This is a genomic window from Nocardioides halotolerans DSM 19273 (assembly GCF_000422805.1).
Lineage (GTDB): Bacteria > Actinomycetota > Actinomycetes > Propionibacteriales > Nocardioidaceae > Nocardioides > Nocardioides halotolerans.
Map to the genome: position 1 here is coordinate 612,956 of NZ_KE383923.1, position 24,858 is coordinate 637,813.

At 71.9% G+C, this 24,858-nt stretch carries 26 protein-coding genes; 11 read left to right on the forward strand and 15 right to left on the reverse strand.

Features of this window, described 5'->3' with window-relative positions; translation table 11 throughout:
• Nucleotides 1-2: 2 nt before the first annotated feature.
• Entirely contained in the window at nucleotides 3-464 is a 462-nt protein-coding gene (locus G514_RS0117805) for a hypothetical protein (protein ID WP_028652861.1), read from the reverse strand.
• A 153-nt stretch (nucleotides 465-617) separates the two neighbouring features.
• Between G514_RS0117805 and G514_RS0117810 the strand changes: the two genes are divergently transcribed.
• Genes G514_RS0117810 through G514_RS0117820 form a run of 3 tightly spaced genes read left to right on the forward strand, consistent with a single transcriptional unit; the run spans nucleotide 618 to nucleotide 3,011 of the window.
• Nucleotides 618-863, forward strand: coding sequence for a TFIIB-type zinc ribbon-containing protein (locus G514_RS0117810; RefSeq protein ID WP_245582255.1), 246 nt, complete (start codon nucleotides 618-620; stop codon nucleotides 861-863).
• A gap of 47 nt (nucleotides 864-910) precedes the next feature.
• Complete coding sequence (locus G514_RS0117815) at nucleotides 911-1,600, forward strand: spermidine synthase (protein WP_036565149.1); 690 nt, start codon at nucleotides 911-913, stop codon at nucleotides 1,598-1,600.
• A 22-nt stretch (nucleotides 1,601-1,622) separates the two neighbouring features.
• On the forward strand, nucleotides 1,623-3,011 hold the full coding sequence (locus G514_RS0117820) for a class II fumarate hydratase (RefSeq protein WP_028652864.1): 1,389 nt from the start codon (nucleotides 1,623-1,625) through the stop codon (nucleotides 3,009-3,011).
• Nucleotides 3,012-3,144: 133 nt separating this feature from the next.
• Here the strand turns inward: G514_RS0117820 and G514_RS30970 are convergent, their stop codons facing one another.
• From G514_RS30970 to G514_RS0117835, 3 genes are all read right to left on the reverse strand, one after another.
• The gene (locus G514_RS30970; RefSeq protein WP_028652865.1) at nucleotides 3,145-3,846 is read right to left on the reverse strand and encodes an aggregation-promoting factor C-terminal-like domain-containing protein; all 702 of its coding nucleotides are present in this window, start codon (nucleotides 3,844-3,846) and stop codon (nucleotides 3,145-3,147) included.
• A gap of 185 nt (nucleotides 3,847-4,031) precedes the next feature.
• Nucleotides 4,032-5,360, reverse strand: coding sequence for an RNA 5'-3' helicase PhoH2 (phoH2, locus tag G514_RS0117830; protein ID WP_157544953.1), 1,329 nt, complete (start codon nucleotides 5,358-5,360; stop codon nucleotides 4,032-4,034).
• A gap of 719 nt (nucleotides 5,361-6,079) precedes the next feature.
• Nucleotides 6,080-6,859, reverse strand: a complete 780-nt coding sequence (locus G514_RS0117835; RefSeq protein ID WP_028652867.1) for an isoprenyl transferase — start codon at nucleotides 6,857-6,859, stop codon at nucleotides 6,080-6,082.
• A gap of 80 nt (nucleotides 6,860-6,939) precedes the next feature.
• Here G514_RS0117835 and trhA point away from each other — a divergent pair, with 80 nt between their 5' ends.
• Nucleotides 6,940-7,680, forward strand: coding sequence for a PAQR family membrane homeostasis protein TrhA (gene trhA / locus G514_RS27545; protein ID WP_211222170.1), 741 nt, complete (start codon nucleotides 6,940-6,942; stop codon nucleotides 7,678-7,680).
• Nucleotides 7,681-7,881: 201 nt separating this feature from the next.
• On the opposite strand, the gene G514_RS0117845 is transcribed toward trhA, so the two are convergent.
• The 3 genes from G514_RS0117845 to G514_RS0117855 all read right to left on the reverse strand — a co-directional run bounded on the left by G514_RS0117845 (nucleotide 7,882) and on the right by G514_RS0117855 (nucleotide 11,521).
• On the reverse strand, nucleotides 7,882-9,381 hold the full coding sequence (locus G514_RS0117845; RefSeq protein ID WP_028652868.1) for an aldehyde dehydrogenase family protein: 1,500 nt from the start codon (nucleotides 9,379-9,381) through the stop codon (nucleotides 7,882-7,884).
• Nucleotides 9,378-10,970 carry a GMC family oxidoreductase gene (locus G514_RS0117850; RefSeq protein ID WP_028652869.1) on the reverse strand — a complete coding sequence of 531 codons (1,593 nt, stop codon included), beginning with the start codon at nucleotides 10,968-10,970 and terminating at the stop codon, nucleotides 9,378-9,380. Before G514_RS0117850 ends, G514_RS0117845 begins: the two co-directional genes overlap by 4 nt.
• 107 nt (nucleotides 10,971-11,077) lie before the next feature.
• Nucleotides 11,078-11,521: a hypothetical protein gene (locus G514_RS0117855; protein WP_028652870.1), complete on the reverse strand. Its 444-nt coding sequence runs from the start codon at nucleotides 11,519-11,521 to the stop codon at nucleotides 11,078-11,080.
• An 81-nt stretch (nucleotides 11,522-11,602) separates the two neighbouring features.
• Between G514_RS0117855 and G514_RS0117860 the strand changes: the two genes are divergently transcribed.
• The 3 genes from G514_RS0117860 to G514_RS0117870 are packed head-to-tail and all read left to right on the forward strand — an operon-like array spanning nucleotide 11,603 to nucleotide 14,761.
• Complete coding sequence (locus G514_RS0117860; protein WP_028652871.1) at nucleotides 11,603-12,307, forward strand: helix-turn-helix transcriptional regulator; 705 nt, start codon at nucleotides 11,603-11,605, stop codon at nucleotides 12,305-12,307.
• Between the two features lie 58 nt (nucleotides 12,308-12,365).
• Nucleotides 12,366-13,949 carry a non-homologous end-joining DNA ligase LigD gene (locus tag G514_RS0117865; RefSeq protein WP_028652872.1) on the forward strand — a complete coding sequence of 528 codons (1,584 nt, stop codon included), beginning with the start codon at nucleotides 12,366-12,368 and terminating at the stop codon, nucleotides 13,947-13,949.
• Nucleotides 13,950-13,963: 14 nt separating this feature from the next.
• A complete protein-coding gene (locus G514_RS0117870; protein WP_036565151.1) occupies nucleotides 13,964-14,761 on the forward strand; it encodes a thioesterase family protein in 798 nt (265 codons plus the stop codon).
• A gap of 9 nt (nucleotides 14,762-14,770) precedes the next feature.
• On the opposite strand, the gene G514_RS0117875 is transcribed toward G514_RS0117870, so the two are convergent.
• From G514_RS0117875 to mca, 4 genes are read right to left on the reverse strand one after another with little or no spacing between them, the layout of a single operon-like run.
• Nucleotides 14,771-14,983 (reverse strand): hypervirulence associated TUDOR domain-containing protein, encoded by a 213-nt coding sequence (locus tag G514_RS0117875; protein ID WP_028652874.1) that lies wholly within the window; start codon nucleotides 14,981-14,983, stop codon nucleotides 14,771-14,773.
• Between the two features lie 16 nt (nucleotides 14,984-14,999).
• A complete protein-coding gene (locus G514_RS27550) occupies nucleotides 15,000-15,620 on the reverse strand; it encodes an alpha/beta hydrolase (RefSeq protein ID WP_036565440.1) in 621 nt (206 codons plus the stop codon).
• A gap of 26 nt (nucleotides 15,621-15,646) precedes the next feature.
• Nucleotides 15,647-15,925 (reverse strand): hypothetical protein, encoded by a 279-nt coding sequence (locus G514_RS0117885; RefSeq protein WP_157544955.1) that lies wholly within the window; start codon nucleotides 15,923-15,925, stop codon nucleotides 15,647-15,649.
• A gap of 12 nt (nucleotides 15,926-15,937) precedes the next feature.
• On the reverse strand, nucleotides 15,938-16,843 hold the full coding sequence (gene mca / locus G514_RS0117890) for a mycothiol conjugate amidase Mca (RefSeq protein WP_028652876.1): 906 nt from the start codon (nucleotides 16,841-16,843) through the stop codon (nucleotides 15,938-15,940).
• 29 nt (nucleotides 16,844-16,872) lie between these two features.
• Between mca and G514_RS0117895 the strand changes: the two genes are divergently transcribed.
• Together G514_RS0117895 and greA are read left to right on the forward strand one after the other, a co-directional pair.
• On the forward strand, nucleotides 16,873-17,280 hold the full coding sequence (locus G514_RS0117895; protein WP_028652877.1) for a DUF4307 domain-containing protein: 408 nt from the start codon (nucleotides 16,873-16,875) through the stop codon (nucleotides 17,278-17,280).
• A 165-nt stretch (nucleotides 17,281-17,445) separates the two neighbouring features.
• Nucleotides 17,446-17,952 carry a transcription elongation factor GreA gene (gene greA / locus G514_RS0117900; protein WP_028652878.1) on the forward strand — a complete coding sequence of 169 codons (507 nt, stop codon included), beginning with the start codon at nucleotides 17,446-17,448 and terminating at the stop codon, nucleotides 17,950-17,952.
• Nucleotides 17,953-17,974: 22 nt separating this feature from the next.
• On the opposite strand, the gene ilvA is transcribed toward greA, so the two are convergent.
• The 4 genes from ilvA to G514_RS0117920 are packed head-to-tail and all read right to left on the reverse strand — an operon-like array spanning nucleotide 17,975 to nucleotide 23,094.
• Nucleotides 17,975-19,195 carry a threonine ammonia-lyase gene (ilvA, locus tag G514_RS0117905; protein WP_028652879.1) on the reverse strand — a complete coding sequence of 407 codons (1,221 nt, stop codon included), beginning with the start codon at nucleotides 19,193-19,195 and terminating at the stop codon, nucleotides 17,975-17,977.
• A gap of 4 nt (nucleotides 19,196-19,199) precedes the next feature.
• A complete protein-coding gene (locus G514_RS27555) occupies nucleotides 19,200-20,573 on the reverse strand; it encodes an AI-2E family transporter (RefSeq protein WP_245582256.1) in 1,374 nt (457 codons plus the stop codon).
• Between the two features lie 9 nt (nucleotides 20,574-20,582).
• Nucleotides 20,583-21,944 carry a glutamate mutase L gene (locus tag G514_RS0117915; RefSeq protein WP_028652880.1) on the reverse strand — a complete coding sequence of 454 codons (1,362 nt, stop codon included), beginning with the start codon at nucleotides 21,942-21,944 and terminating at the stop codon, nucleotides 20,583-20,585.
• On the reverse strand, nucleotides 21,937-23,094 hold the full coding sequence (locus G514_RS0117920; protein ID WP_028652881.1) for a cystathionine gamma-synthase: 1,158 nt from the start codon (nucleotides 23,092-23,094) through the stop codon (nucleotides 21,937-21,939). Before G514_RS0117920 ends, G514_RS0117915 begins: the two co-directional genes overlap by 8 nt.
• Nucleotides 23,095-23,446: 352 nt before the next feature.
• Here G514_RS0117920 and msrA point away from each other — a divergent pair, with 352 nt between their 5' ends.
• Complete coding sequence (gene msrA, locus G514_RS0117925; RefSeq protein WP_036565445.1) at nucleotides 23,447-24,097, forward strand: peptide-methionine (S)-S-oxide reductase MsrA; 651 nt, start codon at nucleotides 23,447-23,449, stop codon at nucleotides 24,095-24,097.
• 304 nt (nucleotides 24,098-24,401) lie between these two features.
• On the forward strand, nucleotides 24,402-24,858 hold a 457-nt coding region (locus G514_RS29960; RefSeq protein WP_084152224.1), incomplete at its 3' end, for a helix-turn-helix domain-containing protein.

Here is a 24,858-nt window from a genome sequence, read left to right on the forward strand (position 1 = left end):
TCCTAGGAGCGGTCCTCGGTGCAGTCGAGGAGGAAGTGGTCCTCGGAGATCCAGGTCTCCCACCTCGACCAGGCCTTGCCGGGCTTCTTGATGCGCATGTCCACCACCAGCCCGAGCGGCTCCTTGGCCGGCTCGCACGGGAGCGCGCCGTCGGTGGTGAAGACCGTCTTCTCACCGACGCGCAGCTTCACCGGCTTCGCGTAGGAGTAGGGGCTCCACCGGTGGGAGCCCTCGAGCTTGTGCCGCTCCCCCATCCGCACCTGGCGCTGCCCGTTCCCGCCCACCCGCTTGAACCGCACGTGCACGTGAGGGTCGGTCGCCGACGGGAAGCTCGTGGTCATCTGCACGCCGGCCACCCAGTTGGCGATGCCCCAGTCGATGTGGCGATCGCCGGCAGCCGCGGGCTGGGCGCCGGGCAGCACGGCGACCAGGGCGAGGGCGAGGCCGGCGACGAGACGCTCCATGACCTGAACCTACGCCTTGCGCGCCCGCGCCCGACCCTGAGAAGTTCCTGTGTGCCTCCTCGCGCCGGAACGCAACGGCGCGGGGCGGTCGTTGACGGTGCAACCGACCCTGGAGGACCCATGCACTGCCCGACCGATGGAACCACGCTCACCATGAGCGAGCGCAGCGGCATCGAGATCGACTACTGCCCCACCTGCCGGGGCGTGTGGCTCGACCGCGGCGAGCTCGACAAGATCATCGAGCGCTCGCTCACCCACGCGCCGGCGGCGCCGGCCGCGCCGAGCTCCCAGGGCTACGAGGCTCACCAGGGCCGGGACCAGCGGTACGACCAGCGCGGCCACGGCGCGCCGTACCGCAAGAAGCGCAAGGAGAGCTGGCTCAGCGAGCTGTTTGACTGATCGGCACCCGGATCGAGGCCATCCAGGTCGCCTGACAAGGTGGGGACGTGACCTCCCCCGAGATGGAGTACGTCGAGATCGCGCGCGCCGAGAGCGAGCGCGGCGAGCTGGTGCTGCGCGAGCGGCGACCGGTCGACGGCGGGCCGACGGCTCTCGAGCTGCGCGCCAACGGCGTCTTCGTGATGGACACGCTCGAGGTCAGCACCGAGCGGGCCATGGCGCAGGCGGCGCTCGAGGTGGTCGAGGACCCCCGGGCGGTCGTGATCGGCGGCCTCGGGCTCGGCTACACGATGCACGAGGTGCTTGCCGACTCCCGCGTTGAGAAGTGCTCGGTCGTGGAGATCGAGCAGGCGCTCGTCGACTGGCTGCGCACCGGTGTGGTGCCGGACGGTCCCGCCCTGCTCGCCGACGAGCGCGTCTCCGTGGTCGTGGCGGACATCGCGGTCGCGCTCGCCGAGGCGCGCGAGGAGTCCTACGACCTCGTGCTGCTCGACGTCGACAACGGGCCGGGCTACCTCGTCCACGCCGCCAACGCGGCCCTCTACGAGCCGCCGGCGCTGGCCGACGCGCGGCGAGTCCTGCGGTCGGGCGGTGCTCTGGTCGTGTGGTCGGCTGCGGAGTCGGCCGAGCTCGAGGAGTCGCTGCGAGAGGTCTTCGGCGAGGTCGAGGCCCAGCCCCACGCCGTACGCCTGCAGGAGCGTGACGAGCGCTACTGGCTCTACGTCGCCCGGCCCTGAGCCCACTGGGTACGTTCGAGGCATGGCTGAGCAGGAGTTTCGGACCGAGCACGACTCGATGGGCGAGGTCCAGGTGCCGCGCGAGGCGCTGTGGCGGGCCCAGACCCAGCGGGCGGTCGAGAACTTCCCGATCAGCGGGACGCCCATCGAGCCGGCGCTGGTGCACGCCATCGGCGAGGTGAAGGCGGCGGCGGCCAGGGCCAACGGCGCGCTCGGGGTGCTGGAGGCGGAGCAGGCCGCCGCCATAGAGAAGGCCGCCCGCGAGGTGGCGGCCGGCGACCACGACGACGCGTTCCCGATCGACGTCTTCCAGACCGGCTCCGGCACCAGCTCCAACATGAACGCCAACGAGGTGATCGCCTCGCTGGCCGCGCGGGCCGGCGTCGAGGTGCACCCCAACGACCACGTCAACGCCTCGCAGTCGTCCAACGACACCTTCCCGACCGCGATCCACGTCGCCGCGGCGCGCGAGGTGACCGGCGACCTGCTGCCGGCCCTCGACGTCCTCGGCTCGTCGCTGGAGCGGAAGGCCGAGGAGTTCGCCGGCCTCGTGAAGTCCGGCCGAACTCACCTCATGGACGCCACCCCGGTGATGCTGGGCCAGGAGTTCAGCGGCTACGCCGCCACCGTGCGCTACGCCGCCGAGCGGCTCGAGTCGGTCCTCCCGCGCGTGCGCGAGCTGCCGCTGGGCGGCACGGCGGTCGGCACCGGCATCAACACCCCCGACGGCTTCCCGTCCGCGGTGATCGAGGCGCTCTCGGAGTCGACCGGCGAGCCGTTCACCGAGGCACGCAACCACTTCGAGGCCCAGGGCACCCGCGACTCGCTGGTCGAGCTGAGCGGCGTGCTCAAGACCTACGCCGTGGGCCTGACCAAGATCTGCAACGACCTGCGCTGGATGTCGTCCGGCCCGACCACCGGCCTGGCCGAGATCCACCTCCCCGACCTCCAGCCCGGGTCGAGCATCATGCCCGGCAAGGTCAACCCGGTGCTGCCGGAGGCGACGCTGATGGTGTGCGCCCAGGTCATCGGCAATGACGCCGCGGTCACCGTCGCGGGCGCGAGCGGCTCCTTCGAGCTCAACGTCGCGATGCCTGTCATCGCCCGCAACGTGCTGGAGTCGGTCCGGCTGCTCGCCGCCTGCTCACGCGTGCTCGCCGAGCGCTGCGTCGACGGGATCACCGCCGACGCCGTCCGGATGCGGCAGTACGCCGAGTCCTCGCCGTCGGTGGTCACCCCGCTCAACAAGTACGTCGGCTACGAGGCCGCCGCCAAGATCGCGAAACAGGCCCTCGCCGACGGCGCCACGATCCGCGAGACGGTGCTCAAGCTCGGTTACGTCGAGCGCGGCGAGCTCACCGAGGCCCAGCTCGACGAGGCCCTCGACGTGGAGTCGATGACCCACCCCTGAGCCCCGCGCGCAGCGTCGCCGCCGAGCTACCACGGTCCGGCACGGGGGCTTGGTGGTTTCGAGACGCTCGCTGCGCGAGCTCCTCAACCAGCGGTGGGAGCGCAGTGACCCGGCAGTCCCGAGGGGTAGACAATCAGTAGAAGCCGTGGCTCTGGCTGTGACCCCAGGCCGAGCACGGCGAGCCGTAGCGGTCCTGGATGTAGCCGAGGCCCCAGGTGATCTGGGTGACCGGGTTGGTGGCCCAGTCGGCTCCGGCGGAGGCCATCTTGGAGCCGGGGAGCGCCTGCGGGATGCCGTAGGCGCTCGAGTTCGGGTTGTCGGCGTGGGGGTTCCAGTTGGACTCGCGGGTCCACAGCGAGTCGAGGCAGCCGAACTGGTCCTCGCCCCAGCCGAACTTCGAGAGCAGCGCCCGGGCGATGACGCGGGGGTCCTCGTCGGAGAGGTCCTCGGTGCGCGACATCGCGTTGCCCGCGCCGAGCGACAGCGTGTCCTTCTTCAGCGGGTCGGCCTTGGCGCGGCTGTCGGAGCGCGACACCGGCGCCTGCGCGCGGGCGTCCTCCGCGGCCGCGACCTCGGCCTGGGTGTCTGCCTCGGCGGTGTCGGAGAGCGTCGACGCGCTCGTGCCCGCTGCTGCGGAGCCGAGGTCGGCGACGCTGGTCGACGGGCTCGTCGGGTCACCGTCGGCGCTCAGCGAGAGCGCGCCGCTGCCGACCGCGAACCCGGTCGCGACGACCGCCATCGACGAGAGCGTCAGCGACGTCTTGAGCGCCGCCCGCGGCGCGCGTCGAGCCCTCGAGGCGCGGTGCTTACCGGCCTGCGGCTGTGACGACGACACGTGTCTGGGCTCGATCCATGGGGTGACGAGGAGCGCTGCGGGAGCGCCGGGCGAACTCGGTTACCTTGCCCGACACTCCAAGTGGTTGCAAACCGAACGACGCAACATGGTGCGGACGGATGACTCAGGAGTCACACCAGTCACAGGAGCCTCAGGTTCGGCGGGTCTCGGGGTCGGCTCCGGCCTCAGAGCGCGACGTTCTCCAGCATCTCCGTGACCAGCGCCGCGATCGGCGAGCGCTCCGACCGGGTCAGCGTCACGTGGGCGAACAGCGGGTGTCCCTTGAGCTTCTCCACCACCGCGACGACGCCGTCGTGGCGACCGACACGGAGGTTGTCGCGCTGGGCCACGTCGTGGGTGAGCACGACCTTCGAACCGGCCCCGATCCGCGACAGCACGGTGAGCAGGACGTTGCGCTCGAGCGACTGCGCCTCGTCGACGATGACGAACGCGTCGTGCAGCGAGCGGCCCCGGATGTGGGTCAGCGGCAGCACCTCGAGCATGCCGCGAGCGAGGATCTCCTCGATCACCTCGCGGGAGGTGACGGCGCCGAGGGTGTCGAACACCGCCTGCGCCCAGGGGCCCATCTTCTCCGACTCCGAGCCGGGCAGGTAGCCGAGCTCCTGGCCGCCGACGGCGAACAGCGGGCGGAACACGACGACCTTCTTGTGCTCGTTGCGCTCCAGCACGGCCTCGAGCCCGGCGCACAGGGCGAGCGCCGACTTGCCGGTGCCGGCGCGGCCACCGAGGGAGACGATGCCGACCTCGGGGTCGAGCAGCAGCTCCAGGGCGATCCGCTGCTCGGCGGAGCGGCCGTGGATGCCGAAGGCCTCGCGGTCGCCGCGCACGAGGTGGACCTGCTTGTCGGCGCCGACCCGGCCCAGCGCCGTACCGCGGTCGGAGAGCAGCACCAGCCCGGAGTGGCAGGGCAGCTCGCGGGCCGCCTCGAGGTCGAGGGTGCCGGCGTCGTAGAGGTCGTCGAGGTCGGCCGCCTCGACCTCCAGCTCGGCCATGCCGGAGTAGCCCGGGTCGGAGTCGCTGATCGCCTCGCCGCGGTACTCCTGCGCGTCGAGGCCGACCGCGGACGCCTTGATGCGCAGCGGGAGGTCCTTGCTGACCAGCGTGACCGCCGAGCCCTCGGAGGCGAGGTTGTGGGCCACCGCCAGGATCCGGGTGTCGTTGTCGCCCAGCCGGAAGCCCGACGGGAGCGAGTCGGCGTCGGTGTGGTTGAGCTCGACCCGCACGGTGCCGCCCAGGTCGCCGACCGGCACCGGCTCGTCGAGCCGGCCGTGGGTCACCCGGAGCTCGTCCAGCATCCGCAGCGCGGTGCGGGCGAAGTAGCCCAGCTCGGGGTGGTGGCGCTTGCCCTCCAGCTCGGTGATCACGACCACCGGCAGCACGACCTCGTGCTCGTCGAAGCGCCTCAGCGCCCCCGGGTCGGCCAGCAGGACGCTGGTGTCGAGCACGTAGGTGCGCGTAGCCACATCGGTGGCCGGTCGGCTGGACTTGGGCACGATCCACCCCACATGACCGGCGCGCGCACTCCTCGCCCGGCCCTAGCTCTGCTGCAAGGACCGGGAGGGAGCCCGAAGGCCGGAGTGCCGGCCCCCACGCGCGACCCGCAAGCTCGGTGAAGAGCTGTCGCAGGTCAGTTGTGGATCGTGCTTGCGCAAGATTCGGGCCTCCCGATACGGCAAGCTTCCCCACTCGCCGATGCAGCGAACGTACGCCGAGTCGTCCGGCCTACCGGTGCGACACGCCCGACCACGCGGTGACGAGCAGGTGACGTCCAGACACCCGCGCGACACCATCGCCGCGGATTGGGGGCCGAAGCTCGCGGGGGTGTCTGGGCCGCAATTGGAGCGTGGGAGCGCAGCGACCCGGTTTTTCCGAGGGGAGCGAGGCGCCCCGCGATCGGCCTCCGGGCCGTGGCGCCTGCGCCGCAGCGAGCGCCAGCGAGCAAGGCGCCGCGAAGCTGGCGCCACGGACTGGGGGCCGAAGCTCGCGGGGGTATCAAGCCAGCCGCGGATTGGGGGCCGAAGCTCGCGGGGTGTCTGGGCCGCAATTGGAGCGTGGGAGCGCAGCGACCCGGTCTTTCTGAGCGCAGCGAGGCGCCCCGCGATCGGCCTCCGAGCCGCGGCGACCGCGCCGAAGCGAGTGCAGCGAGCGAGGCGCCGCGAGCGCAGCGAGCAGTCGCGGCGGATTGGGGGCCGAAGCTCGCGGGGGTATCAGGTCACGCGCCGAAGCGGCGCTCCCTTTGGGCGTAGGCCCGGATCGCGCGGAGGAAGTCGACCCGGCGGAAGTCGGGCCAGTAGGCCTCGCAGAAGTAGAACTCCGACTGGGCGCTCTGCCAGAGCAGGAAGCCGCCGAGCCGCTGCTCGCCGGACGTGCGGATGACGAGGTCGGGGTCGGGCTGCCCCTTGGTGTAGAGGTGCTGGGCGATGTGCTCGACGTCGATGACCTCGGCGAGCTCCTCGAGGCTGCTGCCGGCGGCAGCGTGCTCGTGGAGCAGCGAGCGGACGGCGTCCGCGATCTCGCGGCGGCCGCCGTACCCGACCGCGACGTTGACGAGCAGCCCGTCGGCGTCGCGGGTGGCCTCCTCGGCGGCCTTGAGCCGCTCGGCCGTGGCCGCGGGCAGCAGGTCGAGCGCCCCGACGGGGTGCACCCGCCAGCGCCCCTCGGCGGCCAGCGAGTCGACCGCGCCCTCGATGATCGTGAGCAGGCCGGCGAGCTGGTCGGGCGGTCGGCTGGTGAGGTTGTCGCTCGAGAGCAGCCACAGAGTGACCACCTCGACGCCGACCTCCTCGCACCAGCCGAGCAGCGGGCGGATGTTGTCGGCCCCGGCCTGGTAGCCCTCCGCCGTGCCGAGCCCGACCGCCTTCGCCCAGCGCCGGTTGCCGTCGAGCATCACGCCGACGTGCTTGGGCACCCGGTCGAGCGCCATCCGGCGCAGCATCCGGGCCTCGTAGACGGGATAGATGACCTTGCGAAGGCCACGCTTCCAGTCCGCCACGCCACGATGGTAACGAGAGGGCCGGGTGATCTTCGGCGCATCCTCACCGGAGGCTCAGGTGGTCTGGGTACCGTCGCGCCATGAGCAACCCGGTCTCCGACGCAGTGCGCGCAGGCATGGACAGCCTCCATGACTCCGTCGCCGAGGTCTCCGAGCGGTTCGAGCACGTCAAGCCGAAGCTCCGCGGCTGGCTGCACCTGGTCACGGCCCCGCTCGCGCTCGCCGCCGGCATCGTGCTGATCTGCCTCTCCCCCGACACCACCACCCGGATCGGCTCGGCGGTCTTCACCGCGTCGGCCGTCCTCCTCTTCGGTGTCTCCGCGACCTACCACACCGGCACGTGGTCACCGCGCGTCTGGGCGTTCCTGCGCCGCTTCGACCACTCGAACGTGTTCCTGCTCATCGCCGGGTCCTACACGCCGTTCAGCCTGCTCCTGCTCCACGGCACCGCCCGCGTCGCGCTGCTCACCACCGTCTGGACCGGCGCGATCCTCGGCGTGCTGTTCCGGATCTTCTGGACCGACGCGCCGCGCTGGCTCTACACACCCATCTACATCGCGCTCGGCTGGGCGGCGATCTTCTTCATCCCAGCATTCTTCCACGGCGCGACCGGGCTGGGCGTCGGCATCGGCGTCGCGGTCTTCGTGCTGATCCTTGCCGGCGGCGCGCTCTACACCTTCGGCGGCGTCGTCTACGGCTTCAAGCGCCCCGACCCGTGGCCGCGCTGGTTCGGCTTCCACGAGGTGTTCCACTCGTTCACCGTGCTGGCCTTCGTGTCGCACTACGTCGGCATCAGCATGGCGACGTACGCACTGAGGTAGCGCTCCGAGGCACGAGGAGCGCTCCGAAGGGCGTCGTCATCGATGGTTGAGCAGCGAGCGCGACCCCGCGAGGAACGAGCGGGGTCGCGACCGAGCGTGTCGAAACCTCCGCAAGGAAGGCACCCGAGCCGACCCTGATCGGGTCCCTGCCCGGGCTGGGAGGTTTCGATACGGTTGCTGCGCAACCTCCTCAACCAGCGGTCACGACTTCCTTATCGTTGTTCCCCGGCCGTGGAGCATGGTGATCATCGAGGCCAGCTGCTGGTCGGCCTTCTCGGTGCGGGCGAAGGTCGTGAGCGCGAGGAGCGGCTTGAACCGCTGGCGCGCGATCGCCTTGGCGAAGGTGAACTCCTTGAGGCCGTCGGGGCCGTGGATGCGGCCGAAGCCGGAGTCGCCCACGCCCCCGAACGGCAGCGAGGGGACGGCGGCGAAGGTGATCACGCCGTTGACCGCGGTCATGCCAGAGCGGATGCGCGAGGCGAGCTCCATGCCGCGGGCCTTGGAGAAGACCGTCGACCCGAGCCCGTAGCGCGTCGCGTTGGTGCGCTCGACCGCCTCGTCCATGTCCTTGACCTTGGCGACGGTGACGGTCGGACCGAAGGTCTCCTCCTGCACCGCCTCGGAGTCCTCGGGCACGTCGACCAGCACCGTCGGCTGCACGAACCGCTCGCCGACGGCCTCGGTGCCGCCGACCACGGCGCGGCCGCCGCGGGCGAGCGCGTCGTCGATGTGCCGCTTGATGACCTCGAGCTGCCTGGGCATCGTGATCGGCCCGATCTTGGAGTCCGCCCCGTCGTACGCCGTCACCTCGCGCGCCTTGGCGGTCAGCATCGACAGGAACTCGTCGTAGACGCGCTCGTGGACGTAGACCCGCTCCACGCCGGTGCAGGTCTGGCCGGCGTTGGCGCAGGCACCCCAGAGCGCGGCGTCGGCCGCCGCCTCGAGGTCGGCGTCGGAGTCGACGAGCAGCGCGTCCTTGCCGCCGGCCTCGATCACGACCGGCGTGAGGGACTCGGCGCAGGCGGCCATCACCTTCTTCCCGGTGGCCGTCGATCCGGTGAACGCGATCTTGTCGACGCCCGACGTGCACAGCGCGTGACCGGTCTCCCCGAAGCCGGTGACCACCTGGAGCACCGGCCGGCCCACCGACTCGAGGAAGGTCCGGGCCAGCCACTCGCCGACGCCGGGGGTGTACTCCGACGGCTTGAACACCACTGCGTTGCCGGCCGCGAGCGCGTAGCCGATCGAGCCCATCGGCGTGAAGACCGGGTAGTTCCACGGGCCGATCACGCCGATCACGCCGAGCGGCTGGTACTCGACGTACGCCGCCTGGTTGGCCATCAGCAGCCCGCTCGGGACCTTGCGCCGCTTGAGCACCTTCTCGGCGTGGGTGGCGGCCCACGCGAGGTGGTCGATGGCCAGCGCTGCCTCGAGCATCGCGTCGCCGTGCGGCTTGCCGGTCTCCTCGTGCATCACCTGGGCGAGCTGCGCGACCCGGCGGGTCATCGCGCCCTTCCAGGTCTGGAGGTGCTTCTCCCGCTCGTCGAAGGACAGCGCGCGCCACCACGCCGCCTCCTCACGGGCGCGGTCGACCGCCGCCTGCACCTCCTCGGGGGAGTTGACGGGGTGGTGACCGACGACGTCGCCGGTGCGGGGGTCGAGTGACTCGAAGGTCGTGGCCGGGGCCTCGGTGGTCGTCATCGGCTCTCCTTGATGAGGTCGGCGGCCTTCTCGCCGATCATGATCGTGGGCGCGTTGGTGTTGCCGCGGGGCACGGCCGGCATGACCGAGGCGTCGACCACGCGCAGCCCGTCGACGCCGCGCACCCGCAGCTCGGCGTCGACCACGGCGTCCTCGCCCGAGCCCATCGCGCAGGTCGAGGTCGGGTGGTAGAGCGTCTGCGCCCAGGTGCGGACGTGCTCGACGATCTCGTCGTCGGTGGGCGACGACGAGACCTGCCAGGGCTCGACGAGGTACGACGCCAGCGCGCCCTGGGTGCAGATCTCCCAGGTCCGCTTCATCCCGGCGAGGGTCGCGTCGAGGTCGGACTGGTCGTCGAAGTACGCCGGGTCGATGGCCGGGTGCCAAGCGGGGTCGGCCGACCGCAACCGCACCGTGCCGCGGCTCGCGACCGAGACCAGGGTGGACGCGACCGTCACCATCGACCGGGTCGGCTCGTGCAGCCCGTTGTCGTAGAAGCCGGCCGGCGCCGCGTGGATCTGCAGGTCGGGCGCGGGCAGCCCGTCGCGGGTGGTGAAGAACGCGCCCGCCTCCCCGACGTTGGAGGAGAGCGGGCCGGTGCCGCGGGCCTTCCACCGCACGAAGTTCCGCACGTTGTTGAGCTGTGCGATGTCGGTGGTGTCCTTGGTGTACCAGAGCCAGCCGGCCGCCGGGTGGTCCTGGAGGTTGGCGCCGACGCCGGGGAGGTCGACCTTCGACTCGACGCCCACCTCGGCGAGGTGGCTGGCCGGACCGATGCCGGAGAGCAGGAGCAGCTGCGGGCTGTTGATCGCGCCGCCGCTGAGCATGACCTCGCGCGAGGCGTGCACCGTGTGCTCGGCACCGGACTGGCGGAAGGTCACCCCGGTGGCGCGGGTCGACCCGCCCGCCGACTCCAGCAGGACGCCGGTGGCGAGCGCGCCGGTCTCGACGGTGAGGTTGTCGCGGGACCGGGCCGGCCTCAGGTAGGCCTCGTTGACCGACCAGCGGCGGCCCTTCCTGCACGTCACCTGGTAGAGCCCGGCGCCCTCCTGCTCGGCGCCGTTGAAGTCGTCGGTGGGCTTGATGCCGGCGCTGAGGGCGCTGTCGACGAACGCCTGGCTCAGCTCGTGGGTGTAGCGGCGGTCCTCGACGTGCAGCGGCCCGCCCTGGCCGTGGAACGGTCCGCCGAGCCGGGTGTTGCCCTCGGACTTCACGAAGTACGGCAGCACGTCGTCGTAGCCCCACCCGGCGGCGCCGTACTGGTCGCGCCAGGAGTCGTAGTCGGCGCGGTTGCCGCGGATGTAGATCATCGCGTTCATCGACGAGCAGCCGCCGAGAGCCTTCATCCGTGGCCAGTAGGCGCGGCGGCCGTTGAGCTGCTTCTGCTCGGTGGTCTCGTAGTTCCAGTCCCACCGGGTCTTGAACAGGCTCGAGAACGCCGCGGGGATCATCACCTCGTCGGCGTCCGCCTCCCCGCCCGCCTCGAGGAGGCAGACCGTGACGCCCGGGTCCTCGGAGAGCCTCGCGGCGAGGACGGCGCCGGCGCTGCCGGCTCCGACGATGACGTAGTCGTAGGTCTCCTCCGGCATGGCCCGAACCTACTCCCGGCGTCCACCCCGACCAGCGCGGAACTAGAACGTGTTTCCGTCGTGGCGGCCGTGCCTCCGGGTGACGTCGAGCCGCACGCCCCGGCCGGTCAGCGACGCACGCGGTCGGCCGCGAGCCGGGCGAGCGCCAGCGCAGCCACGAGCAGCCCGAAGTCGCGCAGCGCCACGTCGTAGAAGTCGCCGAGCGTGAGCAGGTCGACGATGATCCCGGCCAGCCACAGGGCCACGACGTAGCCGCCCAGGTGCGGGCGGAGCGCGACCACCAGGCCGGCGACGATCTCGACCACGCCGACGACGAGCATGGCGTCGTGGGCAGAGCCCGGCACGAGGTCGTTGATCCACGGGGCGAGGTAGAAGTCCCAGTCGCAGAGGACCTGGGCGAACTTGTCGAGCCCGAAGGCGATCGGAGCGATCGTGAACACCGTGCGGAGCAGGAGGAAGGCCTGGTCGGCACCCGTGCGGGGCACCCACGACGGGGCGGAGGAGTCGACCCGGGTCCCGTCGGTGTTGCTCGTGTTGGTCGTGGCGGTCATGGCGTCACCTTTCTAAAAGAGAATGTTGTATCCACTAGACACCCGCTGGCCTTCTAACGTCAAGATGTCTATCTTTTAGAAATGCGCTTCTTCCGACGCACGGCTCCCGACGCCGCGGTGGCGGGCATCGCCGCCCTGGCCGAGCCCGTGCGCCGCGACCTGTTCGACTTCGTCGTGCGCTCCGGCACGGCCGTGAGCCGCGACGAAGCGGCCGAAGGCGTGGGGGTGCCGCCCCACACGGCGAAGTTCCACCTCGACCGCCTGGTGCAGGAAGGGCTGCTCGAGGTCGAGTTCCGCCGCCTCAGCGGCCGCACCGGCCCCGGGTCGGGTCGGCCGTCGAAGCTCTACCGCCGTGCCGACCGCGAGCTGGCGGTGTCGCTGCCCGAGCGGCACTACGACGTGCTGAGCCAGATCCTTGCGACGGCCGTGGCCGAGGCGACGTCGACGGGTGCCGACGTCGGCGGCCTGGTGGCGCGGACGGCCAGGGAGGAGGGCGAACGGTGGGGTGCGGGCCGCCGCCCGGAGGACGACCTGCCGGAGGTCGAGCGGCTGGCCACGACGCTGGCCGAGGGCGGCTACGAGCCCCACCTCGAGGACGAGACCCTCTTCCTCGACAACTGCCCGTTCCACCGGGTGGCCCAGACGCAGACCGACCTGGTCTGCGGCCTCAACCTCGAGTTCGTCTCCGGAGTGGCGACCGCGCTCGGTTGCTCGAGCACGACCACGCGGCTCGACCCCGAGGCCGGCCGGTGCTGCGTGAGCGCGCGCGCCACGGCGCGGCCGTGAGCCCAGGCAAGCACTGACCAGTGCTTCCCCAGCCCCCCGGAGCGGGCACCGGGGCGACATGGCAAGCGACCTCGCGACGTACCGCCGGATGCGCGACTTCGCGTGCACGCCGGAGCCCGCCGGCGAGGTGGGGCCGGAGGGACGGCGGCGGTTCGTCGTGCAGCGGCATCGCGCGAGCCGGCTGCACTACGACTTCCGGCTCGAGCTGGACGGCGTCCTCGTCAGCTGGGCGGTGCCGAAGGGCCCGACGCTCGATCCCGGCGCCCGGCGGCTCGCCGTCCACGTGGAGGACCACCCGGTGGAGTACCTGCACTTCGAGGGCGTGATCCCGAAGGGCGAGTACGGCGGCGGCGACGTGATCGTATGGGACACCGGCACGTGGGAGCCCGCACAGGACAAGGCACAGCGCGATCCCGCCAAGGCCCTGCGCAAGGGCGACCTGCACGTCGACCTGCACGGCGAGAAGCTGCGCGGCCGGTTCGTGCTGGTGCGCCGCGAGGAGGAGAAGGACGACCACGAGCAGTGGATGCTGCTGCACAAGCACGACGAGCACGCCGTCGAGGGCTGGGACCCCGAGGAGCACCCGCGCTCGGTGCTGACCGGCCGGACGAACGACGAGGTGGCCGCCGACCCCGACCGCGAGTGGCGCTCCGAGGCGCCGGCCCACGAGGCGGAGGTCTCGCTCCTGCCCGCCCCGCTGCCCGACGCGGCGATCGAGGCGCTCGAGGAGCTGCCGGGCAAGGGCGGCACCTGGGAGGTCCACGGCCGCCGGCTCAAGGTGACCAACCTCGACAAGGTGCTGTTCCCCGGCCTCGACGGCGAGGAGCCGGTGACCAAGCGCGAGCTGCTGGCGTACGCCGCGCGCATCGCGCCGGTCGCGCTCCCCTACCTCGAGGGGCGGCCGCTCAACATGCACCGCTACCCGGACGGCGCCGACAAGCCGGGCTTCTGGCACAAGGAGCGGCCGAGCCACGCGCCCGCGTGGCTGCAGTGCTGGGAGAACCCCGAGGCCGCCGACGACGAGACCCAGGCCTACGTCGTGCCCGACGAGCCGGCCGCGCTCGTGTGGGTCGCCAACTTCGGCGCGCTGGAGTGGCACCCGTGGACCTCGCGCAAGGTCGCGATGCACGAGCCGAGGTTCGCGCTGGTCGACCTCGACCCGGGCGAGCGCACGACCTGGGACGAGCTGCTCACGCTGGCCCGCCTGCACCGCACCGCGCTGGAGCACCTCGGCGTCACCGGCCGGCCCAAGGTCACCGGTCGTCGCGGCATCCAGATCTGGATCCCGATCCGCCCGGGCTACTCCTTCTCCGACACCCGCGCCTGGGTCGAGCAGCTCTCGCGCACGGTGGGCCAGGTGGTGCCGGAGCTGGTCAGCTGGAAGTGGGAGGTCAAGGCCCGCAAGGGGCTGGCCCGGCTCGACTACACCCAGAACGCCGTCAACAAGACCCTCGTCGCGCCGTACTCCCCCCGGCCGGCGCCGGCGGCACCGGTCTCGGTGCCGATCGCGTGGCACGAGCTCGACGACCCAGAGCTGCGCCCCGACCGCTGGACCGTGCGCACCGTGCTCGACCGGCTGGAGGCCGTAGGCGACCCGTTCCGGTCGCTGCTGGGGGTGGAGCAGGACCTGCCCGACCTGTGAGCGATGCTGGGTCGGTGGAGCTGCCCGAGGCCTACTACCTGCCGGTCGGCGACGACGAGTACGAGTCCACCCGGGCCACCACGAGCCCCTGGGACCCGGCCGCGCAGCACGGCGGCCCTCCGTCGGCGCTGCTCGCCCGGGCCGTCGATCGCACCACCGACGACCCGTCGTTCAGCATCGCCCGGCTGACCGTCGACATGCTCGGTCCGATCGCGCAGGGGGTCGTGCGCACCGAGGCGGAGGTCGTGCGACCGGGACGCCGGGTCGAGCTCGTCGCGGCCCGGTTGTTCACCGACGACGTGCTCGCGTGCACCGCCACCGCGTGGCGGGTGCGCGAGCGGGCCGACTCGACACGCCACCTGGTCGAGCCGCCGGCCGAGCTGCCACCTCTTCCCGAGACTGGCGCGATGACGTACTTCGAGGGCGTGCCGCCGGACTGGGGCTACGGCCCCTCGGTCGACTGGCGCTTCGTCGAGGGAGGGTTCGACGGTGCCCCGACCGGGCGCGCGCGACTGTGGGCCCGCCCGCGGCTGCCGCTCGTGGCCGGTGAGGAGACCGCGCCACTGCATCGGCTGATGGTGGTCGCGGACTCCGCCAACGGCGTCTCCGTGCGTCTGCCCCTGCAGGAGTGGTGGTCGATCCCGAACACGCTCACCGTGACCGTCGAGCGGCTGCCGGCGGACGAGTGGGTCTTCATGGACGCCGCGACCGACCTCAGCCCGCACGGGCGCGGCGTCGCCCACGCGGTGCTGTCCGACCGCGAGGGCGTGCTGGCCCACGTCGCCCAGCCGCTGCTGGTCAGCAGGCGATGAGCAGGACGGCTACGACCGGTTCCGCAGCGCCTCGGGCTTGTGCACGGCGGTGCCGCCGGACTTCTCGCTCCGCACCAGGTACTGCGGCTCGTCGGGAGACGCGTCGACCGTCCGGCCGCCGGCCTCGGTCCGCGCGGTGATCCTGCCCTCGACGGTGCCGACGGCGGTCCCGCCGTGGCTGTCCCACTCGACGCGGTCGCCCTTGCGGAAGGTCTCGGCCATGCCGGGAGGTACCCACTCAGACGCGCGCGAGCAGGACCTCCGCGGTGAATGCCGCGGCCCGTCCGTCGAAGTCGCGACCGTGGCGCAGCATGGCGTGCTTGCCGTCGCGGACGGTCTCGAACTCGACGGTCGTCCTGCGCGCCAGCGTCCGGGCCACGGCCCGCGCCTTCGCGATCGAGGCCACGCGGTCCTGGTCGCCGTGCACGATCAGCACCCGCCGGCCGCCCAGGTCGGCTGAGTCGGTCGGATAGACCCACGGGTTGAGCGCGACGACCGAGCGGACGTCGGGCCCGTCGCCGGCCAGCAGCGCCGCCCGGCCGCCCAGCGAGTGGCCGATCAGCCCGATCGGGGCGCCCGGGAAGCGCTCTCGCAGCAGCCCCATCGCCCAGTCGGCGTCGGCGACCGGCGTGTGCTCGCTGTCCCAGCCGCGGTAGCGGTTGAGGAGGCGGTAGACGGCCAGCCGGCCGCGCCCGGCCCGCGCGGACGCGCGCGCGGTCGGGATCATCCGCAGCACCGAGAGCTGCGTCGGGCTGACCATCATCTGGCCGCCCCGCGAGGCGCCGCCGTGCAGCACCAGGACCACACCGTCGGGTGACGACGGCTCGCGGACGGGGACGAGCTTCGGGGAGACCTCCACGCCGACGGGTACCCGCTGGGCCACGCCTACGACGCGGAGTGGTTCTCGGGCTCGGCCTCGGCCCCGGCGGCCGGGTCGGGCTCGTCGCTGCCGTAGATCCCGGCGTCCTCGGCAGCCTGCGCCTTGCGCAGCTGCTTGACCAGGCTGAACGCGAGGACCACCACCGCCGCGCCGAGCAGCAGGAAGATGACCAGCGCCAGCCAGCCGGCCTTCACGTCCTCGTCCTTCGGCGTCTCGTCCGCGACCCGCACGGCCAGGTCGACGGCAGTGCCGGCGAGCGGGAGGAGCACTGCGGGGAACGTCATGAGGACATCTTCTCAGGCGGGGTCGGGCACGGGGTCAGGGGTGACGCCCGCGAACAGGTCGTCCTCGGGCAACTCGCTCTCGACGTACGACGTGACGAGCTCGAAGTCCTCGGTCGGCCACACGTCGATCTGCACCTCGCGCGGGATCGCGAACCAGAAGCCGTCGGGGTCGATCTGGGTAGCGTGCGCGAGCAGCGCCTGGTCACGCACGCCGAAGTAGTCGGAGCACGGCACCCGGGTCGTGATGCGGGCGTCCCACTCCGGCTCGCGGTCCCACTGCTCGAGCCGCTCTGCCCACGGCGACTCGAGGCCGTGGGCGAGCATCGCGTCGTGGATCGCCTGCATCCGCGGGCGGTTGAAGGAGTGGTGGTAGTAGAGCTTCTGGACCTGCCACGGCTCGCCCAGCTCGGGGTAGCGCTCGGGGTCGCCCGCCGCGGCGAACGCCTCGACCGAGATCTCGTGGCACTTCACGTGGTCGGGGTGGGGGTAGCCGCCCCGCTCGTCGTAGGTCGTCATCACGTGCGGGCGGAACTCGCGGATCAGCCGCACCAGCGGCGCGGCGGCCTCCTCGAGCGGCACGAGGGCGAAGCACCCCTCGGGCAGCGGCGGCTTGGGGTCGCCCTCCGGCCACCCGGAGTCCACGAACCCGAGCCAGTCCTGCCGGATGCCGAGGATGTCGCGGGCCCGCTCCATCTCCTGGCGCCGGATCTCGGTGATGTTCTCGAGCACCTCGGGGCGGTCCATCTTCGGGTTGAGGATGGAGCCGCGCTCGCCGCCGGTGCAGGTCGCGACGTGGACGTCGACGCCTTCCGCGACGTACTTCGCGGTCGAGGCGGCGCCCTTGCTGGACTCGTCGTCGGGGTGGGCGTGCACGTGCATGAGCCGGAGACCCGCGCGTGGGCCTGACGGATTCGGCATGACTTCAGCCTAGGTGTGAGAGTGGACGGGTGAGCACGCAGGACATGCTGAGCCAGCGGTACGGCGCGCCGTCCGCCGGTGCTCGGCGCCTGCTGGTGATCGCAACCGCGGTCGTGACCGTCGTGTTCCTCGGCTGGCTCGGGTGGACGGTCTACGAGCACACGACCCCACAGGTCACCTCCGAGCTCGAGACGTTCTCCATCGACGACGACCACCACGTCACCGCCGTGCTGGTGGTGAGCCTCGACGACGCCGACGTGAAGGCGTCCTGCACGCTGCGGGCGTACGCCGAGGACCACTCGACGGTCGGCGAGCTCACGTTCACCCCCGACCCGGCGCAAGGACGGCGCCAGGTGGAGACGATCCGGACCGAGCGCCGCGCCACCTCGGTGGAGAAGGTCGGGTGCACCGCGCCCGGCCAGGACCGGCCGCGCTGAGCGCCCGATTCGCGCTTCGACTTAGCCCTGAGCGGCTTCGCGGCTAGACTGGTCCGTCTGGTCGTCGCGCACGGCCGTCCAGGCACGGTCGGCGGCGAGCGGAGTCGTGACCCAGTCGGGCGCTCCGCCCCCCGGAACCATCGAGACACACCTCAGGAGTCATGCATGTCCCAGCAGGCACAGCACAGCACCGTCTGGCTCACCCAGGAGGCTCACGACAAGCTGCGCGCCGAGCTGGAGCACCTCAAGGGCCCGGTGCGCCAGGAGATCGTGAACAAGATCAGCGACGCCCGCGAGGAGGGCGACCTCAGCGAGAACGGCGGCTACCACGCTGCCCGCGAGGAGCAGGGCAAGAACGAGGGCCGCATCCGCCAGCTCGAGGCCATGCTCGAGCGCGCCGAGATCGGCGAGACGCCCCCCGACGACGGCATCGTCGAGCCGGGCATGAAGGTGACCTACCGGTTCGCCGAGGACTCCGAGGACGAGGCCGAGACGTTCCTGCTGGGTGCCCGCGAGATGCAGGGCACCACCACCGACCTCACCGTCTACTCGCCGCAGTCGCCGCTCGGTGGCGCGATCATCAACAAGAAGAAGGGCGACACCGTGTCCTTCGAGGTCAACGGCAAGAAGCAGACCGTCGTCATCATCGACGCGGTCCCCTACACGCCGTAGGCGAGTCCTCGGAGGCGCGGCCTCACTCGATGACCCGGTAGCCGCGCTCGCGGAGCCGGGTCAGCACCTGCTCGGAGTGCTCGGGACCGCGGGTCTCGAGCTGGAGCTGCACCTCGACCTCCTCGAGGTGCAGCGTCGGAGAGATCCGCTCGTGGGCGACCTCGAGCACGTTGGCGCCGCTCGCGCCGACCTCGGTGAGCAGCCGCGCGAGGCCGCCCGGGGTGTCGGGGATCGTGACGTGCAGGTTGAGGTAGCGGCCCGCGGCCGCCATGCCGTGCCGGATCACCTTGCCGAGCAGCAGTGGGTCGATGTTGCCGCCGGAGAGGACGGCCACCACCGGCCCGGTGAAGTCGTGCGGGGTGTCGAGCAGCGCGGCCACCGCCGCGGCGCCGGCCGGCTCGACGACCATCTTCGCCCGCTCCGCCAGCGCGAGCAGCGCCCGCGAGAGCGACTCCTCCGAGACCGTCCGGACCTCGTCGACGTGGTGGCGCACCTCGGTGAACGGGATGTCTCCCGGCAGCCCGACGGCGATGCCGTCGGCCATGGTCTTCATGGCGGGCAGCTGGACGGGCGAGCCGTGCGTCAGCGAGTCGGGGTACGCCGCGGCGCCGGCGGCCTGGACCCCGACGAGACGCACGTCTGGCCGCTTCGCCTTGATCGCCAGCGCCACCCCGGCCAGCAGGCCCCCGCCCCCGGTCGGCACCAGCACAGTCCGCGCCTCCGGGACCTGCTCCAGCACCTCGAGGCCGAGGGTCCCCTGGCCGGCCACGATGTCGACGTGGTCGAACGGGTGGATGAGCACCGCCCCGGTCTCCTCGGCGAACCGCCGCGCCCCCGCCAGCGACTCCTCCAGCACCGTGCCCTCGAAGACCACGTCGGCGCCGTACGCACGGGTGGCCCGCTCCTTCGGGATCGGTGCGCCCTCGGGCATGAACACCGTGGACCTGATGCCGAGCAGCTGCGCGGCGAGCGCGACGCCCTGGGCGTGGTTGCCCGCCGACGCGGCCACGACCCCGCGGGCGCGCTCCTCGGGTGAGAGCCGGGAGATCCGGACGTAGCCGCCGCGGATCTTGAAGGAACCGGTGCGCTGGAGGTTCTCGCACTTGAGCCACACCGGGCCGCCGACCAGCGCCGAGAGCCACCGCGACTGCTCCATCGGCGTCACGATCGCGACGTCGCGGATGACCTCGCGGGCCTCCTCGACGTCGGCCAGGGTCACCACGCACGCATCTGCCTCGGTCATCGGGTCAGCCACCGACCGCTCCGTCCTCCGGGTCGTCGGAGTCCGCCGGGGCCACCAGGGACTCCTGCTCCAGGGCAGAGGTCTCCCCTGTCTCCGCGTAGTCCTCGGCCAGCTCCTCGGCCGGGTCGTCGCCCGGCTCGGTGTAGGCCGCGAGGTGCTGCACCACGGCGTTGACGGCGGCCGCCAGCGGCACCGCGACGAGCGCTCCCGCGACGCCGGCGGTGAGCACGCCGGCCGCGATCGCCAGGATCACGCCGAGGGGGTGCACCGAGACCCACCGGCCCAGCAGGAACGGCTGCAGCACGTGTCCTTCGAGCTGCTGCACACCGATCACCACCCCGAGCATGATCAGCGCCGTGACCGGCCCCTGGTCGACGAGGGCGACCAGGACCGCGACCGTGCCGGCCACCGTGGCGCCGACGATCGGCACGAAGGCGCCCAGGAAGACGAGGACGCCGATCGCCAGCGAGAACGGCACGCTCAGCACGGCCGCGCCGATGGCGATGAAGACGGCGTCGGTGGCGGCCACGATCACCGTGGCTCGCACGAACTGCGTGAGCGAGATCCACGCGACGCGGCCCGAGCTGTCGACCCGCTCGCGGGCGGCGCGCGGCGTGAGGCGGACCACCCAGGCCCAGATCCGGTTGCCGTCGGCCAGGAAGAAGTAGGTCGAGAACAGCACGATGAAGAAGCCGGCCAGGATGTGGCCGACCGCGGCCCCGACCTCGGTCACGCGGCCGACGACGCCGCCCTCCTTGGTCTGCTTGCTGATGCCGTCCTGGATCGACTGGATGTAGTCGTTGATCTGGGAGTCGCTGGCGTGCAGCGGCCCGTCGCGCAGCCAGTCCTTGATCTTCTGCAGGCCCTCGACGGTGGAGTCGGCGAGGTCGGAGGCGCCGTTGGCGACCTGCTGGCCGGCGAAGGTGAGCAGCGCGGCGACGGTGCCGATCGTCAGCACGACGACCAGGATCGACGCGACCCCGCGGCGTACGCCGGTGCGCTCGAGCCAGTCGACGACCGGCACCACCAGCGCGGAGACCAGCAGCGCCACCACCACCGGGATGACCATCACCGCGAAGAACGAGATCAGGTAGCCGATCAGCGCCGCGGCGGCCGCGATGACCAGCAGCCGCCACGACCAGGCAGCGGCCAGGTCGACGCCGTAGGGCACCTCGGCGCGGTTGAAGTTCGACGTGCCGGCGGCGATCTCGACGGGCTGCGGCTCGCGCTCCTGGCGGCGCATCGCGGCCCACTGGTGGGCCAGGCGAGCGGCGACCCCCTCGCGGTGGGCGCGCTCCGCGGCCTGCTCGGCGGACGGGTCGTCCGACTGGTCCGGAGCGCTGTCGCGACCCGCCGGGGCACCGCCGTGGTCGCTCACGACGTCAATCTATCCACGAGCGGGCACCAGGCCGGTCACGAGGAGGTACGCCGCGTCGGGGTGCTCTGCGGCGAGGAGACCCGCGGCGGCGAGGACGTAGTCGGAGTCGACCACGACCGTGGCGCGCTCCGGCAGCTGCCAGTCGCCGTCGGTGCCGACGCTCGGGCCGAGCACCCGCCCAGCCACCCCCGGCCGTCCGTGCCGCAGCACGCCACCCGAGCCGACCAGGAGGGCGACCTCACGCAGGTCGACACCGGTCCGCTCGACCACCCGGCCCTCGGGGCTGAGCACCACCTTGGAGCGGCCGGCGTGCCGGCGCAGGGCGAGGCCCACCGCGGCTCGGGCGATCGCCTCGTCCTCGTCGTGCTCCTCGTCGGTGGTGGGGAGGAAGCCGGGGTCGGCCCGGCGGGCGCGCGCCGCCCCGGCGAGGTCCGCCAGGCCCGCCTCGTCGACGGTCGAGACCGCGGACCAGCGCATGCCGAGGTCGCCCTCGACGGTCCGGGTCACCGGGGTCGGCGCGACGACGTCGCGGGCCAGCGACCCCTGCTCCGGGTCGACGTCGACCACCGAGTGGACGTCCGTGGTGGCGCCCCCGACGTCGACGACCACCACCTCGCCGACCGCGGTGGCCAGCAGCTCGACCCCGGTGAGGACGACGTCGGGGGTCGCGCCCCTGACCATCGCGGTGAACGTGTTGAGCCCGTGGTCAGCGCGCGCGCTCAGGTGCTTGCCGCCGATCACGTGCGCGAGGAACATCTCGCGGATCGCCGCCCGGGCCGAGGCCGGCTCGATCGCGCCGATCTGCGGGACGACGTTCGCCGCGAACACGTGGGGCACGTCGGCCAGGACCATCGACAGCTCCTGGGTCGCCTCGGCGTTGCCGGCCAGCACCGTCGGGCCGCGCCACCCGGCGGCGCGCAGCCCCGTGGCGGCCGACACGATCGGCTCGGGGTTGCCCCCGTCGGTGCCGCCGGTCAGGAGCACGACGTCGGGCGCGTCGGCGGACAGGTCGAGGTCGTCGCCCTGGCCGACCGCGCGCACCGTGACCACCTTGCCGCCGCTGGACAGCGCCACCCGGCGGCCGGCCTCGGCGGTGACCAGCTCCTCGTTGCCGACCACCGCGATCCGCAGCCCGCCGCCGGCGCTGGAGCAGGCCAGCACCTCCGCGCCGGTGGCCCGCTCGTCGGCTGCCGCGAGCTCGGCCAGGCAGGCGTCGTAGCCCTCGAGGACGTCGGTGTCGATGGTCGTCGGGTGCTCGGCAGCCGCCAGGACGGCGCCCGCGTCGAGGTCCACCAGCAGCGCCTTGGTGAACGTCGAGCCGAAGTCGACGCAGACCGCGGTGCCGTTCGGGCTCCCCGACCGTCTACCCAAGAGCCTGGTCGAGGTCGGCCAGCAGGTCGTCGGCGGTCTCGATGCCCACGCTGAGCCGGACCAGGTCGGCAGGCACCTCCAGCTCGGTGCCGGCGACGCTCGCGTGGGTCATCCGGCCGGGGTGCTCGATCAGCGACTCGATGCCGCCCAGCGACTCGGCCAGCGTGAAGACGGTCGCGCGGTCGCAGACCTGGAGCGCCCGCTCCTCGCCGCCCCTCACCCGGAAGGACACCATCCCGCCGAACCTGTCCATCTGCCCCTGCGCGACCTCGTGGCCGGGGTGGTCGGCCAGTCCCGGGTAGTAGACGTGCTCGACCCGCTCGTCGGCGGTCAGGAACTCCACGACCCGCTCGGCGTTGTCGCAGTGCCGCTCCATGCGCACGGCCAGCGTCTTGAGCCCGCGCAGCGTCAGCCAGGAGTCGAACGGACCGGCCACCGCGCCCATGGCGTTCTGGTGGTAGGCCACCTTGTCGGCGAGGTCGAGGCCGCGCACGACCACCGCGCCCCCGACGACGTCGCTGTGGCCTCCGGCGTACTTGGTCGTCGAGTGCACGACCACGTCGGCGCCGAGCGTCAGCGGCCGCTGGAGGTACGGCGTCGCGAACGTGTTGTCGACAACGAGCAGCGCACCCACCTCGTGCGCGAGCGTGGCCAGCGCCGCGATGTCGGCGATCCCGAGCAGCGGGTTGGTCGGCGTCTCGACCCAGATCATCCGGGTCCTCGCGGTGACCGCCGCCCGCACCGCGTCGAGGTCGGACAGCGCGGCGGGCGTGTGCGCGAGCCCCCACCGCTGGGCGACCTTGTCGAAGAGGCGGTGCGTGCCGCCGTATGCGTCGTTGGGCAGCACCACGTGGTCGCCCGGCTCGAGCAGCCCGCGCAGCACGGTGTCCTCGGCGGCCAGCCCCGACGCGAACGCGAACCCGCGCTCCCCCTCCTCCAGCGCCGCGATCGTGTCCTCGAGCGCGGTCCGGGTCGGGTTGGCGGACCGGCTGTACTCATAGCCGCCCCGCAGCCCTCCGACGCCGTCCTGCTTGTAGGTCGACGTCGCGAAGATCGGCGGGATCACCGCTCCCGTGGACGGGTCCGGCTCCCAGCCCGCGTGGATCGCACGCGTCTCGAACCCCGACTTCGTGCGGTGCTCCTGGCTCATCCCGCGAGGGTATCCACCATCCCGGCCAACCATCCGCTGGCACCCACCGGACCCCCGCCGATCGAGCCCGTCGAGATCCCCGCAGCGAAGGCACCCGAGCCGAGCAGCCCCCAGCGCAGGCCGCGGAGGCTGCGAGGCTCAGACGCAGCACGCCTTCGCACCTCAGCCACCGTGCGACAGCCACCGCAAGGAAGGCACCCGCTGGACCACCGCTGATCGAGCCTGTCGAGATCACCGCAGCGAAGGCACTCAGCGGCCCCCGGAGACGGGAACGTAACGCCCACCGGGGGTGTTGGACACTGTGCAGGTACCCGATCGTGGGCCTTGCAGAACCGAAGGAGACTCCGTGTCCATCTTCTCCCGCCACACCTCCACCCTCGTCGAGCCCGAGCAGACGCTGCCCGGCCGCTCCGAGCGGATGTTCCCCGTCCCCGCCCGCCACCGGGTGCTCGACGCCCCCGTCGTGACCGACGACGTCCCCGAGGGCTACGAGGTGGCGATCTTCGGCCTCGGCTGCTTCTGGGGCGCCGAGGAGATCTACTGGAAGACCCCCGGCGTCTGGTCGACCTCGGTCGGCTACGCCGGCGGCAGCACCCTCAACCCGACGTACGACGAGGTCTGCAGCGGCCGCACCAACCACACCGAGGCCGTGCGGGTCGTCTTCGACCCGAAGGTCGTCTCGTACGCCGACCTGGTCAAGACCTTCTTCGAGGTCCACGACCCGACCCAGGGCTTCCGCCAGGGCAACGACGTCGGCACGCAGTACCGCTCCGCGATCTACTTCACCTCACCCGAGCAGGAGCAGGTCGCGCGCGAGCTGACCGCCGTCTACGGCGCCGAGCTCGCCAAGCGCCGCCTCGGCGAGATCACCACCGAGATCCGCCCAGCCAGCGAGACGCCGTACTACTACGCCGAGGACGCCCACCAGCAGTACCTCGCGAAGAACCCGTTCGGCTACCGCTGCCACGCCAACACCGGCGTGAAGTTCCCAGAGGTCAGTTGAGCACCCGTAGGCGCGGGGTTGCCTTGCGGGCGTGTCCAGCAGACCCCTTGCGTTCGGCGGGCTCCGGTCGCCAACCGCTGGACGGGTGCCCCCGTGCCAAGGCGGGCGCCCAGTTGCTTTTGGTGGCATCGCCTCCAGACGCTTGCGCCGCGGCTCGGCTGGCGCGGCGCACCTTGAACCAGGGAGGAAGTCTCTCCAAGTTCATTTTCCGGGTTGTCGTCACCCAACGACAATGCCAGCGTGTCGTCATATAACGACACTCTGACGATGTCGCCGTACAACGACAACGTGCTATAGTCGCCGTATGACGACACGACTACGCGCCCGCTCCGCGCAGGAGCTTGGTGATGTCGTGCGTCAAGCGCGCGTCGATCTTGGCATGACTCAAACAGCGCTGGCGCGGGCCGCCAAGGTGGGCCGTCAGTGGCTAAACGCGTTCGAAGCCGGAGACAAGTCATCGGCGCCTATCGACATGCTGCTGCGAATCGCTCATGCGCTGGATGCAGAACTCGTCTTGACTCCCGACAACAGGTCAGCTCCCAGCACGCCCAAACTTGACACGCTTCCAGATCGGGCGAGGAGAGCGACCAGGGATCCAGCCACAACGCTGACCCCGATGGGGAAGAGCGACCGCACGACCGCATCACTTCGCCCCGCGGCGAGCAGGGCGTTAGATGCGACCGACATGTCGACCGTGCTCAAGGGCGCGACCATCGACACCTCAAACGTGCTCGCAGCCCTCAACAAGGTGGACACAGCCA

Bases quoted from the DNA above. Each gene is read 5' to 3' on its own strand.
- trhA (WP_211222170.1), top strand. From the start codon at position 6,940: ATGAGCAACCCGGTCTCCGACGCAGTGCGCGCAGGCATGGACAGCCTC.
- mca (WP_028652876.1), bottom strand. From the start codon at position 16,843: ATGCCGAATCCGTCAGGCCCACGCGCGGGTCTCCGGCTCATGCACGTG.
- G514_RS0117845 (WP_028652868.1), bottom strand. From the start codon at position 9,381: ATGACGACCACCGAGGCCCCGGCCACGACCTTCGAGTCACTCGACCCC.
- G514_RS0117805 (WP_028652861.1), bottom strand. From the start codon at position 464: ATGGAGCGTCTCGTCGCCGGCCTCGCCCTCGCCCTGGTCGCCGTGCTG.
- G514_RS0117850 (WP_028652869.1), bottom strand. From the start codon at position 10,970: ATGCCGGAGGAGACCTACGACTACGTCATCGTCGGAGCCGGCAGCGCC.
- greA (WP_028652878.1), top strand. From the start codon at position 17,446: ATGTCCCAGCAGGCACAGCACAGCACCGTCTGGCTCACCCAGGAGGCT.
- G514_RS0117810 (WP_245582255.1), top strand. From the start codon at position 618: ATGAGCGAGCGCAGCGGCATCGAGATCGACTACTGCCCCACCTGCCGG.
- G514_RS0117885 (WP_157544955.1), bottom strand. From the start codon at position 15,925: ATGACGTTCCCCGCAGTGCTCCTCCCGCTCGCCGGCACTGCCGTCGAC.
- G514_RS0117865 (WP_028652872.1), top strand. From the start codon at position 12,366: ATGGCAAGCGACCTCGCGACGTACCGCCGGATGCGCGACTTCGCGTGC.
- G514_RS0117860 (WP_028652871.1), top strand. From the start codon at position 11,603: ATGCGCTTCTTCCGACGCACGGCTCCCGACGCCGCGGTGGCGGGCATC.
- G514_RS0117820 (WP_028652864.1), top strand. From the start codon at position 1,623: ATGGCTGAGCAGGAGTTTCGGACCGAGCACGACTCGATGGGCGAGGTC.
- G514_RS0117855 (WP_028652870.1), bottom strand. From the start codon at position 11,521: ATGACCGCCACGACCAACACGAGCAACACCGACGGGACCCGGGTCGAC.
- ilvA (WP_028652879.1), bottom strand. From the start codon at position 19,195: ATGACCGAGGCAGATGCGTGCGTGGTGACCCTGGCCGACGTCGAGGAG.
- G514_RS0117875 (WP_028652874.1), bottom strand. From the start codon at position 14,983: ATGGCCGAGACCTTCCGCAAGGGCGACCGCGTCGAGTGGGACAGCCAC.
- G514_RS0117920 (WP_028652881.1), bottom strand. From the start codon at position 23,094: ATGAGCCAGGAGCACCGCACGAAGTCGGGGTTCGAGACGCGTGCGATC.